Below are 17,764 nucleotides of genomic sequence, written 5' to 3'. Positions count from 1 at the left end.
GGGGGGGGAGGAGGGAAAGGGGGGGGGGGGGGGGGGGAGGGGGCGAAGGGGGGGTGCGGTTGGTGGGTCCCCGCCTCGTTCCCGTCAGTCGGTCCGGCACAGTGCCGTCGTCAGGGCCTGCCTGAGGAGGTGGGTCGCCTCGGCTGCGTCCGCGGGGCCGCCGGGCCGCCGCCAGGCGACGTAGCCGTCGGGGCGGACCAGCAGGACGCCTTCCTCCTCGATCTCCGCCCGCCGGCTCCACTCCCCGTACGCGTCGTGGGCGTCGCGGTCGACGACGACCGCGCGCAGGCCGACGCCGAGTTCGGTGGCCAACTCCTCGGCGGCGTCGGCCCATCGGGATCCGGCGAGGCCGGTGACGACGGAGAAGGCGCCCTTGCCGACGAGGTCCAGTGTCGAGATCCGTTTGCCGTGGGGGTCGACGAGCCAGGCGTGCGGGAGCTTCGCGCCGGGGCGGGAGGTCGGGCGGCCGAAGAGCTCGTCGTCGCGGGTGATCGTCTCGGCGGTGCCGTCGGGGATGACGGCGGCCGACTCGTAGCGCTGGTTGTGCTCGACGCCGTGGGCGTTGAACTCGTAGTGCTTCAGCTCGATCGCCTCGCGGACGGCGCGGCGCTTCTTCGCCCCCTCCGCGTCCGGCTGCCGCACCGCGTGCAGGGCCTTGGCGATCCCCTCCTCGTCGCCGCCCACCACGCCGATGGCCTCGAAGAGGGGCAGGAACTGGTCGCGGGAGAGGTTCGCCCGCTCCACGATCTGCCGTGCGACGGGGGCCCGTTCGTCGGTGTAGGTGTCCAGCAGCCCGGGCCCGGCCTGCCCGTTCACGACGGCCGCCAGCTTCCAGGCCAGGTTGAACGCGTCCTGGACGGAGGTGTTGGAACCGAGCCCGTTGGACGGCGGGTGGCGGTGGACGGCGTCCCCGGCGCAGAAGACGCGGCCGTCGTGCAACCGGGTCGCGTAGGCGTGGTTGACGGTCCACAGCGAGGCGCTGTCGATCTCGACGTCGAGGGTGTCGTCGCCGACGAGGTCGCGGACGATCGCGGTCGCCGCCTCGTCGGTGACCTGCGGCGCGGGCCCGTCGATGTCGTAGCCCCACACGATGAGCCACTCGTTCCACGGCCGGACCATGCGCAGCAGGCCCATGCCGATGCCGCCGACGTCGGCGCCCGGGCGCATGATCCAGTACAGGACGCTGGGCCGGTGCTCCACGTACCGCGCGAGATCGGCCCTGAAGACGATGTTCATACTGCCCGCCTTGCCCATCCGCCCTTCCATGGGCAGCCCGAGCCGGTCCGCGACGAGGCTGCGGCCACCGTCGGCGCCGATCAAGTAGCGGGCGCGCACGGTGTGTTCGTGTCCGCTGGGCCGGTCACGCAGGTGCGCGGTCACGCCGTCCGCGTCCTGCTCGAAGTCGACGAGTTCCGTGTTCAGCCGCACCACGGCGCCCCGTTCGGCCGCCTTGGACAGGAGGATCGGCTCCAGGTAGGTCTGCGGGAGGTCGATCATTCCGCACGGGCTCTGTGCCGCGTACTCGGTCAGGCTCTCGTCGCCGGTGCCCCAGGTGCGGATGCGGCCGATCTCCTCCCCCAGCAGCGCCGTGGCGAAGACGGTGTCGCCCATCAGCCGGCTCGGTGTCCCCTTCTCCAGGGCGAGTTGCTCGATGCCGAGGTCCCTGAAGACCTCCATGGCCCGCTGGTTGGTGATGTGGGCGCGCGGAGTGTCCGCGAGCCAGCCGTACTTGGTGACCAGTTGGGTCCGCACACCGTAGGTGGCCAGCAGCAGGGCCGCGGTGCCGCCCGCGGGTCCGCTGCCCACGACCAGGACGTCGGTGTCGTGGTTCCGGGGAGTGTTCATGCCGTCTCCGTGGAGCTCGTCCGGGCGCGTTCGGCACCCGAGGGGGCGATGCGGAAGGTGAAGTCGAGCAGGCACCACTCGCCGTCGACCGGCCGGCCGTCGGGGGTCGGGCCGGTGTGCGGGGTGAAGTCGGTGACCAGGTCGTCCTTGACCCCGAAGACCGTGTCGCGCTGCCCCGGGGCGCCGTCGAGATAGGCGCCGCCCCGTACGAACAGCTGGGTGATCAGCGGCTGGTGGCCGGGGGCGTTGATCAGGAAGTGCACGTGCGGGGCGCGGTAGGGGTGGCGGCCCACGGCGGCGAGCATTCTGCCGACCGGGCCGTCGTCCGGGATCGGATACGCGGACGGCAGGATCGACCAGAACGTGAACCGTCCGTCCGCGCCGGTGGTGAACCGGGCGCGCAGCACCGGCCCGTCCAGGTCCGGGAGTTGGACGTCGTAGAAGCCGTCCTCGTTGGACTGCCACACGTCCACGACGGCACCGGCGACCGGTGTGCCCCCGGGGTCTGTGACCTTGATGTCAGCCCACATCGGCGTCCCCGTGAGGCCGCCCGCTATGTCGGTGCCGTGCTCGGCGGCGGGTGGCCCGGCCACGTAGAAGGGGCCGAGGATGGCGGACGAAGTGGTCTCGGGCGTACGGGAGTTGGTGAGGGCGTCGACCACGCTGGATACGCCGAGCGTGTCGGACAGGAGGATGAACTCCTGCCGGGTCTCCGTGGTGATGTGGCCGGCCTGGGTGAGGAAGTCGATGGCACGCTGCCACTCCTGAGCCGTGAGGTCGTTGCGGACGGCGTAGCCGTGCAGGGTGCGCACGAGGTCGGTGAGCAGGTGTCGCAGGCGGGAGTCGGTGCAGCCGTCGAAGCTCGCCACCACCTCGTCGGTGAGCGGGCGCAGGTCGGGGGCGGAACCGGCGGCGGGCCGCGGGCGGCCTCCCCGCCAGGCTTCGCTCAGCAGGTCCGCGAGGCCGGTGCGGGTGAGTTCGCGCGGGTTCGGGTACGGCTGCGCGACGGCGAGGTCCACCGCACGCTCCAAGTCGGCCTCCGCGAGGCCGAGTTCACCGAGGGACGTGGGACCGCCGACCCTCCGCACCAGGTCGTGGACGCCGGACGGGGCGTCGGGCACCCCCAGGGCGCGGGCCACACGTGCCATGGCCTCCGCAGCGGCGGGGGCGTTGTGGGCCATGGCGTGCGGGAGGACCACGGTGTGGGTCTCGGCGTGCGGGAGCCCGAAGGCGCCGCCCAGTGTGTGGCAGAGCTTGTGGTGCAGCCCCATGCGGACGCTGCCCAGGCAGCTGCCCGCCAGCCAGGCCGCCTGGAGCAGGTCCGCCCGCGCCTCCGCGTCGGCCGGGTCATCGTGCAGGGCGGGAAGGGCCCGGCCGATCGCCGCGACCGCCTCCAGGGCGAGGGCGTCGGTGACGGGAGTGGCGTCCGGGCCGTAGAGGGCCTCCACGGCGTGGGCCAGTGCGTTGATGCCGCTGGTCACCGAGAAGGGGACCGGCAGACCGAGGGTGAGGTCCACGTCGTACACGACCGTCTCCGGCAGGATGCCGGGCGCGGTCCGGGTGATCTTACGGCCGTCCACGGTCTCGCCGAGCACCGGCGTGACCTCGGAACCGGCGTAGGTGGTCGGCAGGACGACCTGCGGCAGATCCGTGCGGACCGCCAGCGCCTTGGCGAGGCCGGTCGTCGAGCCGCCGCCGATCGCCACCAGGCAGTCCGCCCGCCGCTCGCGCAGCAGGCCGAGGGCCTGCTCGGTCACCTCGACGGGGGTGTGCATGACCGCGCCGTCGAACTCCGCCGCGAGCAGGTCGCCCAGGACCTCGCGGAGGCGTTCGACGTCCTTGCGCAGCGCCGGTGATCCGCCGGACAGCAGCAGCACCCGGGCTCCGCCGAGCCGCACCACCTCGTCCCGCACCCGCTCGATGGTGCCCGCGCCGAAGATCACCCTGCTCGGGCCGGTCGTCTGTACGAAACTCCGCATGAAGCCGCTCTCCAGGGTGTGCCGTGTGGGGGTCGTGGCGTTTGCCGCAGTATTCGGCCCCGGGCACGGATCCCTCCTGCACAATCACGGCGCCCCTCTGCACGAAAAGCGCGTGGGGCTGCGCGGCATGTGACGGGCGGGAGGTTGCGCCACATGTGGCGGGGGGGCAGCGCCGCGTGTAGCGGGGAGGGGCAGCGCCGCGTGTAGCGGCCGTGCGGCCGCGCTGAGCGCACGCGGAGGGCGAACGCCGCGCTGCGCCGCACGCGGAGCGCCGTCAGCCGCGGGCGTCGAACGTGCGGGTCTACCAGCGGCGCCATGCCCCACCCGGAGGCCGACCGGCCGCGCTGAGCGCACGCCGAGGGTGATCGGCAGGGCCGCGCACACGCGGAGGGCCATCAGCCGCACTGCGCAGAACGAGCAGGTCTACCGGCCGCGTCTCACCACCCGGAGGCCGACGGGCCGCACCACACGTTGCGGACGTCCAGCCGCGCCATGCCCGTCCCGGAAGGCGGCCGGCTGCGCCGCATGGGGCGGGTATGAGACCGCGTCGTCGCGACCCGGGGGCCGACCGGCCTCGCCGCATGGGGCGGGCGTCTGACCGCGTCGCACCCCCACCCGGCGGCCGACCGTGCCACACGTTGCGGGCGTGGAGCCGGCGCCGTCTCCCACCCGGAGGGTTCCGGCGCCGGCGCTTGCCCGGCGGTCCGCGGTGCGGGGAGACTGGGCGTGGCGCGAAGGAGGGCCGCATGAGCGAGATGGGGCTCGGTGACACGCACGGCATCCTCGCCCTGCCGGGCGTGCGTCCCCTCCGCAGCAGCGCCGGACTGGGCTGGGACCGCCTGTACGTGTCCACCCAGCGGGAACTCCCCTACCGCGAGGCGTTCCAGGGGGCCGGCAGCCACCTGCTGATCCTGCACCTGGACGGCCCCGTCACCGTGCGCCGGGGACGCCGCGGGCTGACCTCGGCCCGGCAGGTGCCTCCAGGCGGCCTGTTCCTGCACCCGGCGGCCACGGAGCTGGACGTGGAGCTCGGCGGGCACCTCAACACGGTGCATGTCTACCTGGCGGACGCCGCGCTCCAGGCCTCGGCGGACGAGGGACGGCCCGTCCGGCTCAAGGAGGAGTTCGGCACCACGGACCCGCTGCTGGAGCAGCTCGTCCTGTCCCTCGACGGCGTCGTACGCCGCTGGGAGCCCAGCGGCGCCACCTACACCGACCAGCTCGCCCTGATGATCGCGGCACAACTCGCCCGCCGGCACAGCGTCCGCCGCCGCGGCACCGAGCCGCCGGCCCCGCAGGCGGGGCTCACCGACCGGCAGTTCGCGGCCGTCCGGGAACTGCTCGCCGTCCGCCTCTCGGAACCGTTGTCGCTGGAGGACCTGGCCGCGGTGACCGGTCTGAGCGTCAGCCAGTTCGCCCGGCAGTTCAAGGCCCGCACGGGGTCTCCCCCGCACCGCTACCTCGTCCGGCTACGGGTGGAGCAGGCCGCCCGCCTGCTGCGTGCGGGCACCATGCCCATCGCCCAGGTCGCGGCCGCCTGCGGCTTCTCGCACCAGGAGCATCTGACCCGCGTCCTGCGCTCCCACCTCGGTACGACACCCGCGGCGCTGCGCCGCGAGGGCTGACCCGGTCGCGGTGCGAGTGCCGCGCGGCGGTCCACCGATTCCTTTGACGATCCCGCCGGTCTGTATGGACGAAGGCTTCGCGGCCGAGCACGGGCGGACACCGCCGAGCACGGGCGGACACCGCCGCACGACGACGGACCCCGCGGAGCGAGACCACGCATGATGTCGAGGAGACCGTCATGACCAGTGACAACACAGGGAGCGAGGACGACCGCGCGGTACGCGCGGTGCTGGACTCGATCTACGCGGCCTGGGCCGACAACGACGCGGACGCCTTCGCCGCGCCCTACGCCGAGACCGCCACCGCCGTCCTGCCCGGCGCCTACCTGCCCGGCAGGAAGGCGATCAGGGACACGATGGCGAGCCTCTTCGCCGGTGAGCTGAAGGGCTCGTCCGCCCGGCACGAGGTGCAGGACGTCCGGTTCGCCGGCGCCGACACGGCCGTGGTGATCAGCAAGGGGGCGATCCTCCTGGCCGGTCAGACCACACCCGACCCCGCGAACCGCGCCCTCGAGACATGGGTGCTGGCCCGGCACGGCCGTGACTGGCGGGTGCAGGCGTTCCACAACTGCCCAGAGCGGGCCGCCGTCGCGGACGGGGAGGCGTGATCATGGCCGGCAAGGAGGCGGACGCGGTCCGCAGGCACTGGACGGCGGCGCGCCGCGCCATGGTGGAGCCGGACGCCGAGCCGCTCGACGACGAGGCCTGGGGCGATCTCACGGCCGAACCGCGGGGGGTCGACTACGTCGAGACCGAGGCGGACGGCGTGCCCGCGATGTGGGTCACGCCGAAGGGCGGCGCGAACGACCCGGTGCTGCTCTGCATGCACGGAGGCGGATACCTCAGCGGTTCGATCTACACCCACCGCAAGATGTTCGGCCACCTGGCCAAGGCGACCGGCGCCCGCGCGCTCGTCTTCGGCTACCGGCTCGCCCCGGCGCACACCCACCCCGCCCAGGTGGACGACGCGACCACCGTGTACCGGTGGTTGCTGGAGCAGGGGCTGCGCGCCCACCGGATCGCCTTCACGGGCGACTCCGCCGGAGGCGGCCTCTGCCTCGCGACCCAACTGCGGGCACGGCAGCAGGGGTTGCCCCTACCGGCCGCGTCGCTCCTGATGTCCCCATGGGTGGACCTGGAGGCGGACGGCGAGTCGTACGCCACCAACCGGGACCGGGATCCCTTCTTCCTCCGGGAGTCGGTACGACAGTTCGCGGGCATCTTCCTGGGCCCGGACGGCGACCCGCGCGATCCGCTGGCCGGCCCGGTCCACGCCGACCTGTCCGGGCTCGGGCCGATCTACATCCAGGTGGGCGGGGACGAGACGCTGCTCGACGACGGGCGGCGCCTGGACGAGTGCGCCCGCAAGGCCGGCGTCGACGTACAACTCGACGTGTTTCCCGGCATGTTGCACACCTTCCAGATGGCCGCGGGCCGGGCGCCGGAGGCGGACGACGCCGTCCGGCGGATGGCCGCGTGGGTACGGCCCAAGCTCGGCCTGCGGCCCGCGACCGGACCTGGCACCTTGACCGGACCTGGCACCTTGACCGGCCCCGGCACCGCCCCCGACTGAACGGAGCGACCATGACGGGCAGGACAGGCGGCCCGGTGGCCGACGCGGACGAATTCACCCGCCGCACCGAGCCGTTGCGACGCGAACTGCTGGCGCACTGCTACCGCATGCTGGGCTCGGCGGACGAGGCCGAGGACCTGGTGCAGGAGACCTATCTGCGGGCCTGGCGGGCCTACGGCGGCTTCGAGGGCCGCTCGTCCCTGCGGGTGTGGCTGTACCGCATCGCCACCAACGCCTGCCTGAACGCGCTCGATCACCGTGGCCGCCGTGCCCTGCCGTCCGGCCTGGGCGCTCCCACTTCCGACGTCGGGACCCGGCCCGAGCCCGCGGGTCCCGACGTCGACTGGGTGCAGCCCGTGCCGGACGTACTGGTCGGCGCGCAGTCGGCCGACCCCGCCGCGATCGTCACGAGCCGCGAGAGCCTGCGGCTCGCGCTCGTGGCGGGGCTGCAGTACCTGCCCCCGCGGCAGCGCGCCGTGCTCCTGCTGCGTGAGGTGCTGGCCTTCCCCGCCGCCGAGGTCGCCGCCATGCTCGGCACCACCACCCCGGCGGTCAAGAGCACGCTGCAGCGGGCCCGCGCCCGGCTGCACGAGGTGGCACCGCGGCCGGAGCACGTCGTCGAACCCACCGACCCCCAGGCCGTGAGCCTGCTGGAGAAGTACGTCGCCGGCTTCCAGAACGCCGACACCGAAGCCCTGGAACAGGCGCTGCGCGCGGATGCGGCCATCGAGATGGTCGGCACCCGCACATGGTTCTCCGGCAGGAAGACCTGTCTGGCCTATCTCGCGCGCGTCATCGGCTCCCCCGGCGACTGGCGCATGATCCCGGTCTCCGCCAACGGCCAGCCCGCCGCAGCCGCCTACCACCGCTCCCCTGACGGGAGTTACCGCGCCTTCGGGCTCGGCGTCCTCACGGTGACCACCACCGGCATCAGCCACATCCACGTCTTCGCGGGCGGTTCCGACCTACTGGCGAGGTTCGATACCGGAGTTCACGTAGATGAACATAGCTCACGTGGGTGTACGTAATCCGCCAACGTGTGCAACGCTCATCCAACTCCGCTCTCCCCGCGTCCAGTTGGAGGTCCAGCCATGACCCTTTCCCGGCGTACGGTGCTGTCCACGGCGGCCGGTGCCGCAGCCGCCTGCGTGACCGCGGCACCGGCCGCGGAAGCGGTCGAGGGCGGGACGTCCGCGGCGACCCTGCGCACGCTCGGCGCGGCCGCCGACTACGCCGTCGAGAAGGTCCGTTCCGTGGCGCCGGGGGTGACCGGGTTCCCCGTCGGGACGAAGTTCGAGAAGTGGACGTACTCCCAGAACGGCGACTGGGTCGGCGGGTTCTGGCCGGGGACGCTGTGGATGGCGTACCTGCGCAGCAAGGACGAGGTGTTCCGCACCTGGGCCCTGGCTTCCGCTCAGAAACTGGCCCCCCGTCAGAACGACACCGGCACACACGACTTGGGGTTCCTGTTCTATCCGTCATGGGTCACCGCCTGGCGGCTGACGGGCGACGACGCGTGGCGGGCGGGCGCGGTGCGGGCCGCGGACTCCCTCATCCAGCGCTACAACCCGCGCGGGCACTTCATCCGTGCCTGGGGCGCGCTGAGCGACCCGGCGAACGCGGGCCGGGTCATCATGGACACCATCATGAATCTCGACCTGCTGGCGTTCGCGAGCCGTCAGACCGGTGACACCAAGTACCTGGACATCGCGGTCGAGCACGCGAAGACCGCGCGGAAGGTCTTTCCCCGCGCCGACGGGTCCACGCCGCACGTCTACGACTTCGACCCGGACAGCGGCGCCCCCATCGGCCCCAACACCGTGCAGGGGTACAGCCCGTCCTCCTGCTGGTCCCGTGGACAGGCCTGGGGCGTCTACGGATTCACCACCATGTACCGGCGGACGGGGAACAAGGAGTTCCTGGCCACCGCCGGCAGACTCGCGGACTTCGCGGTGGGCGCCCTGAGCCCGGACCACGTTCCCGTCTGGGACTACCGCGCGCCGCAGCAGCCGTACGACGTCAAGGACGCGTCCGCCGGTGCCGTCATGGCGTGCGGACTGCTCGACCTGGCTGCCGCCACCGGGCGGCAGGCCTATCGCGACGTGGCGCTGCGCATGCTCACCGCGCTGTCGACGACCTGCCTGACGAGGAACTCGGCGCGCGCGGACGCGGTGGTCGCCCGCTGCACCCGCAACCGTCCGGCCGAGGACGGCGTCGAGATCTCCCTCCCCTACGCCGACTACTACCTGATGGAAGGCATCCTGCGCGTCCTCCAGCCGCGGGACGTCGACCGGGCGGTCGATCTGTCGAGCGTCTGAACTCCGCAGCAACGCCAAGGCCCTTGGCCGGCCAGCGGGTGTGGCCGGCCAAGGGCTCCTTGACGGTGGACGGGGCCGGCGTCAGCCGTCGTTCTCCGGCGACGGGAGGTAGGCACCCGGTACGTCGTCGGGTGCGTAGACCTTGCTGTCACCGGGGTACGGCTTGGTCCAGTTGTGCGTCTCGTACCAGGTGAGGCGGTTCATCTGCGCCGGGTTGGCGTAGTCGGGCACGGCGTGGGGGCCGGTGAGCCGCTGGTGCGACTCCCACGTCTTCCACTGCGCAGCGAGCTTCTGCTTGTCCGCCGGCACCTTCGCCGCCGTCGGCGCGGGTGCCGCCTTGGCGTCCTGCGGGGCCGGGGTGTCCGCGCCGCAGGGAGGCAGGGTGCTCAAACCGTCGGTCAGCGAGGTGCGGTTGGCCTGCGCCGTGAACGGGGTGCCGTCCGGCTTCCGGCTGAACGCCCCGTACATCGGGGTCGCCGCGCTGTCCTTCTGGTTCATCGGGTGGATCCCGAGGATCTGCTCGACGGTGCGGATCATCGTGATCTGCGAGTAGTAGTGGTTGTCGACCTTGCCGTGCTGGGACCAGGGGCTGATGATCTGGACCGGCGCACGGTGGCCGTCGACGTGGTCGAGGCCGGCCTGCGAGTCGTCCTCGACGACGAAGATCGCCGAGTCCTTCCAGTACTTGCTGTGCGAGATCTCGTCGACCATCCTGCCCACCGCGAGGTCGTTGTCCGCGACCTCGGCGGCGGGGCTCGGCGGGCCGCCGGTGTGGTCGTTGGAGAACCAGAACATGTTCAGGTTCGCCGGACCGTTCTTCTCGAAGTCCTGCTTCCAGATCTGGTACTTGTAGACGTCCGGCACGTCGAGGTCGAACAGCGGGAAGCCGGGCACCGACACCTTGTTCAGCGACGGGATCGCCGAACCGGTCTGGATCGGGTACGCCGTCTTCGCCCCGGTCGACTCCATGGTCTTGGCGTCGCAGTACAGGTTCTGCCACGTCGCCCCGGCCGGCTTGCTCTCGACCGACTGGAACTCGCCGTAGTCCTTCACGGACTTGCCGGCCGCCTGCGCGCCGGACCAGATGAAGCCGCTCTTCTGGTGGCCGAGGACGTCGTTCTCGGTGTCGTAGCTGCGCGTGTACTCGCCGGCCGACGACTCGGTGTACTCCGGGTTGTCGGACTGCATCAGCCAGTTGTGGCCCTCGGCGGAGTTCGTGCCGATGTCGTAGAAGTTGTCGTAGAGCCCGAACTGCTTGGCCAGGGCGTGCTGGTTGGGCGTCACGTTCTCGCCGAACTGCGTGAACGTCGGGTCGCCGTCGCCCTGCGGCATGTCGCCGAAGACCTGGTCGTAGGTCCGGTTCTCCTTGACGAGCAGGAAGACGTGCTTGATCGTCGAGGGGTCGCCGAGCCGCACCGGGACGGGCACGGGCTTGGCATGGCTCCTGCCCTTGGACGTCGTGACCGAGCCGGGCGTCCAGCCGTTCTGCTTGAAGACCTTGGCCGTCTGGGACCGGACGGTGCGGTCGTCGGGCAGCGTGAACTGCGTCAGGCTCGACGTGGTGTCGTGGGTGCCGTGGCCGCCGCTGGTGGAGGGCCGGCGGGCGTCGATGCCACGAGTGTTGGAGACGACCACGTTCCTGCCCACGGTGGTGATCTCCGAAGGGAAGTAGTCCGTCGGCAGCAGGCCGACGTAACTGGCGGGCGCCTGGGGGGACTTGTAGCGGTAGACCGCGACGGCGTTGGCCCGGCCGAGCGTCACCAGCAGACGGCCGTCGTCGGTGAGGGTCACGGCGTTGGGCTCGTAGCCCACCGACGCCTCGGGCCAGGGCTGGGTGGAGATGGTCTGGACGACCTTGTCCTTGCGGCTGTCGATGACGGACACGTTGTTGTCGGCGGTGTTGGTGACGAACACCGCGCCGTTCTTCGCGTACACCGCGGTCGGGTGCAGACCGACGTCGATGCTGCCGACGGCGGCGGACGGGTCCGCCGTGTCGATGACGCTGACCGTGCCGGTGGTGCTGGCGCCGGTGTCCGGGTTCGCCACGACGTCGGTACCGTAGGAGTTGATCGTGGTGTCGCCGGGCTTCGCCGGGCGCCCGCCCTCGTTGCTGACGTACAACTTGCCACCGACAAGGGCGAGTCCGCGCGGCGCGTTGCCGACGGCCCAGCTCTGCTTGATGCTTCCGGTGGCCGCGTCGATGGCGACCACCTTGTTCTGGCCGTTGACCGCGGAGTAGACGGTGGAGCCGTCGGCGGAGAAGACCGCGGCGCCCACGAGCGCGTGCTTGGAGCCGTCGGCCGGGATCGAGACCGTCACCGGGTTGGCGAGGGTGCCGTCCGCGTTGACGGTGAACTTGGTGTAGCCGTCGGCCTGGCCCAGCCACAGCTGCTTGCCGTCGGGCGAGTACGAGGGGCCCTCCTGGCCGACGGCGCCGCTCTTGATGCGCAGGTCGTCCGCCGCGTTGGTGCCGACCTTCTGCTTCACCTGCCCGGTCTTGAGATCCATGACGACCAGCGACGCGTCACCGTCGGCCACCGCGGCCGCGAGGTGCGTGCCGTCCGGGCTGACGGAGGACGACATGATCTTGCCGTCGTTGATGACGGTGCGGTTGCCGTACGGCGCGATGTACTGATCGGCGGAGACGACCTGCCCGTCGGCCGTGACCTGGCCGACCTGCTGGGTTCCGAACTGGTACGTCGAGGCGACCGCGGTGCCCGTGACGGCGAGGGCGACGGCGATGCCGGACGTCACCAGCAAGGTCCGGCGACCGAAGCGTCTGCCGAAAAGGCTGATCTGCTCCTTCTCGCTCATTCGGCGCTGCCGTGTTACCTGCATGAGGTCATCCCTTCGGGGTGGAGTCGAGCAGCTCGACGTTGCCGTCGAACTGCCAGAGCGGGTTCGGTGCGTCACCGGTGGGGGTTCGCACGAGGAAGTAGCCGTTCACTTCCTTCGGCCCGTCGCCGTCGGCGACGAACCGTCCGTCCGCGGTGAAGTCGAGTTGGTAGATGGCCGATCCGGTGGCCTTGACGCCGGGCAGGTGCCAACTGACCACGCAGCGCCAGTCGTTGCCCGGTCCTTCGGCGGCGAGCTGGCCGGCGCCCTTGTTGCACGCCGCCGACGCCCGCAGCTGCGCCTCGGTGACGGCGGGGCGATGCAGCTGCTCGGTCTGGAGGCGGTAGAGGTGCGCGAAGGCCGTGGCGACGGACCGCTGCACCTTGGACTGCTGGATGCCCGAGCCCGTGGACGGGGTCGCCACGGCGACGACCGCGACGGTGAGGGCGAGCAGTCCGGCCGGTGGCAGGAGCCCGGCGGTGACCGCGCGGCGCCCGGAGCCGTCGTAGGTCAGGTTGGTGAAGTCGCGTCGCAGGAACAGCAGATGGGCCAGCGTCGTGGCGAGCACGGCCCACAGCAGGCTGACAACGATGCCGATCAGCAGCGGGCGCAGCTGCATGGGGTCGGTGAACAGGCCGTTCCAGGCGATGAAGGCATAGCCCGGCAGGGCGAGGCGCACCGCGACCGGCAGCGGCAGCATCTGCGCGAGCTGCATCACGAGCGCCACGAGCGCGGGCAGCAGCAGCCCCATCGGGGAGCGTCCCAGGGCGATCGACCCGAGGAGTCCGATCGCGGCGAGCGCCAGGGTGGGGGCGAGCACGCACGCCCAGGCGAGGAATACCTTTCCGGCCGCGTCGGACGGCGTCAGCAGATGGCCGTCGAGGCCGACCAGCGGCCGGTTGCCGACCGCCAGGAGCCCGCCCACGACGCTGGAACAGGCGAGGCCCGCCACGAGCAGCAGGATGACGCTGAGGCTGGCGAGCGACTTGGCCACGAAGATGCGGCGGGGCGAGCGCACCGCCACGAGCAGGTGGCGCCAGGTGCCGAGCCGGTCCTCGGAGGCGAACACGTCTCCGGCGACCACCGAGGTCAGCAGCGGAAGCGCCCAGGTGCCCGCGAAGCCGAGCATCACCAGCGGCGCGGCCCAGCCGGTGGCGAGCATCCAGCGGCCGAAGAGGGTGTCGGTGGGGAGCGTGCTCTGCTGGCCCACCCCGACGACGAACACGGCGGGCACGATCCAGCAGGCGAGGACCAGCAGCCGGATCCGCCACTGCGAGACGAGCTTGACCAGCTCGAAGCGGTAGCCACGCGTCACCGTGACCGGACGGGCCGCCGTGGCCGCGGCGTTGACGACGGTCGCGGTCATCTGGAGGCCTCCTGCTGCTCGGTGAGGGCGAGGAACGCGGCCTCGAGCGGTGACACGACGGGGGTGAGTTCACGCAACGCGACGCCTGCGCGGACGAGTTGGACCACCAGGGTGTCGAGGGCGGGCACGAGTGCGCGCACCACGAGCACGTCGGCGTCCTGGCGGAGGTGAGCACCGTCGACGACGTGGATGCCGGCGGCGTCGGTGGCCACCTGGCGGGCGGCCTTCGGGTCGGAGGTGACGAGCCGGTAGTCGAGCTCGCGGTTCTCGGTGGCCAGCTTGCCGGGCGGCCCCGAGAACACGACCCGCCCGGTGGCGAGGATGATGACCTCCGAGCAGAGCGCCTCGAGGTCGTCCATGCGGTGACTGGAAAGCACCACCGCGGTGCCGTCGGCGGCGAGCCGGTTCAGGACACCGTGCACATGCTTCTTGCCCGCCGGGTCGAGACCGTTGGACGGCTCGTCGAGGACGAGCAGCCGGGGCTTGGTCAGCAACGCGGCAGCGAGCCCGAGCCGTTGGCGCATCCCGAGGGAGAAGCCGCGCGCCTTGTCGTCGGCGACATCGGTGAGCCCGACCTGGTCGAGCGCCTCGTCGACTCCGGCCGTCCGCGCGTCGTGGCCGCGCAGCGCCGCCAGCGCGGCGAGGTTCTGCCGGGCGGTGAGCGAGGGGTAGAGGCCGGGGCCGTCCACGAATCCGGCGACACCGTCGGGAGCGGCGAGCGCCCGTCCGACCGGCGTGCCCAGGATCTCCAGCCGACCGCCGTCGGCGACGGCGAGGCCCAGCACCAGGCCGAGCAGGGTCGTCTTGCCGGCGCCGTTCGGCCCGACCAGACCGTGTATCTGACCGGGCATCACATCCAGGTCGACGCCGTCGAGTGCGACGACCTCACCGAAGCTCTTCGTGATCGCCCGAGCCCTCACCGCGTGGAGTGTGTCCATAGCCCCTTCTTTCGAAATCCGCAGGGACCATAAGGACGGCACACAACCCGGACACAGACGCCTGGCTGAACGCTCAAGGAACGGATCGTCAAGGGGAGGGCAAGTCACGTGCGGTACACACGTACAAGGGGCGCGGACGCCTCGACACAACTGACTTACAGGACAAGGTCATTGAGGCAGGACAATTGACGCTCCACGACGCATCCCATCCCGGAACATGACGAAGCCCGGGCGCGTGGCCCGGGCCGGTGTCGCTTCAGCTCAGACGGCAGGCCGCTGCTCCGGCCGCAACGCCGGGACGTCCAGATCGCCGGGCCGCAGACGGAAGACCTGCAGCCGCAGGCCGTAGTACTTGTCGGTCTCCCCCACCCATTCCATCCCGACCCGTCGGGCCGTCGCCGCGCCCCGCTCGTTGCGCGGCCGCACGACCGCGAAGAGCTCCTCCACGCCGGACTCGAACGCGTAGTGCGCCACGGCGTGACCGGCCTCCGCGGCCAGGCCCTGCCCCCAGGCGTCGGGAGCGAGCTGCCAGCCGATCTCCAGGTCCCGCCTGTCCGGAGGCAACGGCAGCAGCACCACACCGCCCACCACCGACCCGCCGTCCCGGAGCTCGATCGCCCAGCGTCCCGTGGGCGTCTCCAGCGCACCGGCGCTCGTCACCCAGTGCTCCAGGACGGTCCGCATCGCCGCGGTGTCCGCCACCCGCTCCATCGCCGGGGCCAGCCACTGGGCGACGTTCTCGGCACCGTAGACCCGCAGGGCGGCTTCGGCGTCGTCGACGGTCCAGGGCCGCAGGACCAGCCTCGGCGTGATGATCCGGGAGCCCTCGACGACGACACGGTGCTCGGGTTCGGTCATGCGGGCACGCTACCAACCACCTGCCCACCCGTCGCGCCGGAGCGGCACGACCGGACGACGGCCACCCGGGCGACCGGTGACCGCCCGGCCGCCCGGCCGCCCGCTGGGCGAGACGGCTGCTCATCCCTCCACGGCCCTGAAGCTCCGCAGCCGCAGGCTGTTGCCGACCACGAAGACCGAGGAGAAGGCCATGGCGGCGCCCGCGATCATCGGGTTGAGCAGGCCGGCCGCGGCGAGCGGAAGCGCGGCGACGTTGTAGGCGAAGGCCCAGAACAGGTTGGACCGGATCGTGCCCAGGGTGCGGCGGGCGAGGCGGATCGCGTCGGCGGCGACGCGCAGGTCTCCTCGTACGAGAGTCAGGCCGCCCGCCTCGATCGCGGCGTCCGTGCCGGTGCCCATCGCCAGGCCCAGGTCCGCCTGGGCGAGCGCCGCGGCGTCATTGACACCGTCGCCGACCATGGCGACCGAACGCCCCTCGCCCTGCAGGCGCTTGACGACGTCGACCTTGTCCTGCGGCAGTACCTCCGCGATCACGTGCTCGGCGTCGATGCCCACCTCGGCGGCCACGGCCTGGGCGGCGGCCGTGTTGTCGCCGGTGAGCAGCACGGGGGTGAGGCCGAGAGCGCGCAGCCGGCGGACCGCCTCGGGGCTGGTCTCCTTCACGGCGTCGGACACTTCGAGGACCGCGCGGGCCTCTCCGTCCCAGGCGACCGTGATCGCCGTACGCCCGGCCGACTCCGCCGCGGCCTTGGCGCGCCCGAGGGCGGGCGGCAGCGCCATGGCCCACTCGTCGAGCAGGTGCTCGCGCCCGACGAGCACGGCGTGTCCGTCGACGACGCCCTGGACGCCGAGGCCGGGGACGTTGGCGAAGTCCTCCGGGGCGGGCAGGGTGCCGATCCGGGCGGCGGCCCCGGTGGCGACGGCCTGGGCGATCGGGTGCTCGGAGGAGTGCTCCAGGGCACCGGCCAGCCGCAGGACCTCCGTCTCGTCCGTGCCGTCGGCCGTGTGCACGGCAAGCAGGGTCATCCGGCCGGTCGTGACGGTTCCGGTCTTGTCGAGGACGACGGTGTCGACCTTGCGTGTGCTCTCCAGCACCTCGGGACCCTTGATGAGGATGCCGAGCTGGGCGCCGCGTCCGGTGCCGACCATCAGCGCGGTGGGGGTGGCGAGGCCCAGGGCGCACGGGCAGGCGATGATCAGGACGGCGACCGAGGCGGTGAAGGCCGCGGTCAGCCCGGCGCCGTTGCCGAGCCAGAAGCCTAGGGTGGCGAGGGACAGGGCGATGACGACGGGGACGAAGACGCCGGAGATCCGGTCGGCGAGCCGCTGGGCGGCGGCCTTGCCGTTCTGCGCGTCCTCCACCAGCTTGGCCATACGGGCGAGTTGGGTGTCGGCGCCGACCCGGCCGGCCTCGACGACCAGACGTCCGCCGGCGTTCAGGGTGGCGCCGGTGACGCCGTCCCCGACCGTCACCTCGACCGGGACGGACTCGCCGGTGAGCATGGAGGCGTCCACGGCGGAGGACCCCTCGACGACCGTGCCGTCGGTGGCGATCTTCTCGCCGGGCCGGACGACGAAGCGGTCGCCGACCTTCAACTCCCCGACGGGTATGCGCTCTTCGCGCTCTCCGCGCAGAACGGCGACGTCCTTGGCGCCCAGTTCCAGCAGCGACCTGAGCGCCGCGCCCGCCTTCCGCTTGGACCGGGCCTCGAAGTACCGGCCGGCCAGGATGAAGGCGGTCACTCCGGCGGCGGCCTCCAGGTAGATGTTCCCGGCGCCGTCGCCGCGGGCGATGGTCAGCTCGAAGGGGTGCTTCATGCCGGGTGTGCCGGCGGTACCCAGGAACAGGGCCCACACGGACCACAGGAACGCGGCCGACGTACCGACCGAGATCAGCGTGTCCATGGTGGCCGCACCGTGCCGGGCGTTGGTCCAGGCGGCCCGGTGGAAGGGCCAGCCGGCGTAGGTGACCACGGGCGCCGCGAGCGCCAGTGACAGCCACTGCCAGTACTCGAACTGCAGCGCCGGCACCATCGCCAGGGCGATCACCGGCACGGCGAGCACCACCGCCGTGGTCAACCGCTGGCGTAGCGAACGGAGTTCCTCCGGCTCGTCGGCGTCGTCGGCGCCGGTCTCGGGCGCGGTGGATGCGGGTTCCTGCGCGGTGTAGCCGGTGGCCTCGACGGTGGCGATCAGATCCGCGACGGCGATGTCCTCGCGAAAGGTGACCTTGGCCTTCTCGGTGGCGTAGTTGACGCTCGCCTCGACGCCGTCCATGCGGTTGAGCTTCTTCTCGATACGGGCGGCACAGGAGGCGCAGGTCATGCCGCCGATGGCGAGTTCCACCTCGGCGGCACCGGATGTGGTGGTGGTCATGTCTGCCATGTATACCCCCCACCGGTATGCAAGGCAAGGTCGATCCGGACT

General features: G+C 71.9%; 12 protein-coding genes. 5 read left to right on the top strand and 7 right to left on the bottom strand.

Going from position 1 to position 17,764, the window contains the following annotated elements; translation table 11 throughout:
* Positions 1–84: 84 nt before the first annotated feature.
* A complete protein-coding gene (locus ACFU97_RS11945; protein ID WP_384254313.1) occupies positions 85–1,845 on the bottom strand; it encodes an FAD-dependent oxidoreductase in 1,761 nt (586 codons plus the stop codon).
* Positions 1,842–3,824, bottom strand: coding sequence for a maleylacetate reductase and hydroxyquinol 1,2-dioxygenase domain-containing protein (locus tag ACFU97_RS11940; protein ID WP_384254311.1), 1,983 nt, complete (start codon positions 3,822–3,824; stop codon positions 1,842–1,844). The genes ACFU97_RS11945 and ACFU97_RS11940 overlap by 4 nt, the downstream gene beginning before the upstream one ends.
* 746 nt (positions 3,825–4,570) lie before the next feature.
* Here ACFU97_RS11940 and ACFU97_RS11935 point away from each other — a divergent pair.
* From ACFU97_RS11935 to ACFU97_RS11915, 5 genes are all read left to right on the top strand, one after another.
* The gene (locus tag ACFU97_RS11935) at positions 4,571–5,449 is read left to right on the top strand and encodes a helix-turn-helix domain-containing protein (protein WP_384254309.1); all 879 of its coding nucleotides are present in this window, start codon (positions 4,571–4,573) and stop codon (positions 5,447–5,449) included.
* A 179-nt stretch (positions 5,450–5,628) separates the two neighbouring features.
* Positions 5,629–6,057, top strand: coding sequence for an SgcJ/EcaC family oxidoreductase (locus ACFU97_RS11930; protein ID WP_384254306.1), 429 nt, complete (start codon positions 5,629–5,631; stop codon positions 6,055–6,057).
* 2 nt (positions 6,058–6,059) lie between these two features.
* The gene (locus tag ACFU97_RS11925; protein WP_384254303.1) at positions 6,060–7,022 is read left to right on the top strand and encodes an alpha/beta hydrolase; all 963 of its coding nucleotides are present in this window, start codon (positions 6,060–6,062) and stop codon (positions 7,020–7,022) included.
* 11 nt (positions 7,023–7,033) lie between these two features.
* Complete coding sequence (locus ACFU97_RS11920) at positions 7,034–8,050, top strand: sigma-70 family RNA polymerase sigma factor (protein WP_384254301.1); 1,017 nt, start codon at positions 7,034–7,036, stop codon at positions 8,048–8,050.
* A 63-nt stretch (positions 8,051–8,113) separates the two neighbouring features.
* Complete coding sequence (locus ACFU97_RS11915) at positions 8,114–9,340, top strand: glycoside hydrolase family 88 protein (RefSeq protein WP_384254298.1); 1,227 nt, start codon at positions 8,114–8,116, stop codon at positions 9,338–9,340.
* Between the two features lie 81 nt (positions 9,341–9,421).
* On the opposite strand, the gene ACFU97_RS11910 is transcribed toward ACFU97_RS11915, so the two are convergent.
* The 5 genes from ACFU97_RS11910 to ACFU97_RS11890 all read right to left on the bottom strand — a co-directional run bounded on the left by ACFU97_RS11910 (position 9,422) and on the right by ACFU97_RS11890 (position 17,713).
* Positions 9,422–12,178, bottom strand: coding sequence for an alkaline phosphatase family protein (locus tag ACFU97_RS11910; RefSeq protein WP_384254296.1), 2,757 nt, complete (start codon positions 12,176–12,178; stop codon positions 9,422–9,424).
* Between the two features lie 4 nt (positions 12,179–12,182).
* The gene (locus ACFU97_RS11905) at positions 12,183–13,541 is read right to left on the bottom strand and encodes an ABC transporter permease (RefSeq protein ID WP_384254293.1); all 1,359 of its coding nucleotides are present in this window, start codon (positions 13,539–13,541) and stop codon (positions 12,183–12,185) included.
* Positions 13,538–14,479: an ABC transporter ATP-binding protein gene (locus ACFU97_RS11900; protein ID WP_384254291.1), complete on the bottom strand. Its 942-nt coding sequence runs from the start codon at positions 14,477–14,479 to the stop codon at positions 13,538–13,540. Before ACFU97_RS11900 ends, ACFU97_RS11905 begins: the two co-directional genes overlap by 4 nt.
* Positions 14,480–14,740: 261 nt before the next feature.
* Positions 14,741–15,337 (bottom strand): GNAT family N-acetyltransferase, encoded by a 597-nt coding sequence (locus tag ACFU97_RS11895; protein WP_384254289.1) that lies wholly within the window; start codon positions 15,335–15,337, stop codon positions 14,741–14,743.
* Between the two features lie 120 nt (positions 15,338–15,457).
* Positions 15,458–17,713: a heavy metal translocating P-type ATPase gene (locus ACFU97_RS11890; protein ID WP_384254286.1), complete on the bottom strand. Its 2,256-nt coding sequence runs from the start codon at positions 17,711–17,713 to the stop codon at positions 15,458–15,460.
* Positions 17,714–17,764 lie beyond the last annotated feature (51 nt).

Source organism: Streptomyces sp. NPDC057616, assembly GCF_042800575.1.
Taxonomy (GTDB): Bacteria; Actinomycetota; Actinomycetes; order Streptomycetales; family Streptomycetaceae; genus Streptomyces.
The sequence above is the reverse complement of the archived record's forward strand: the minus strand, read 5'-3'. Positions and strand labels throughout refer to the sequence as shown.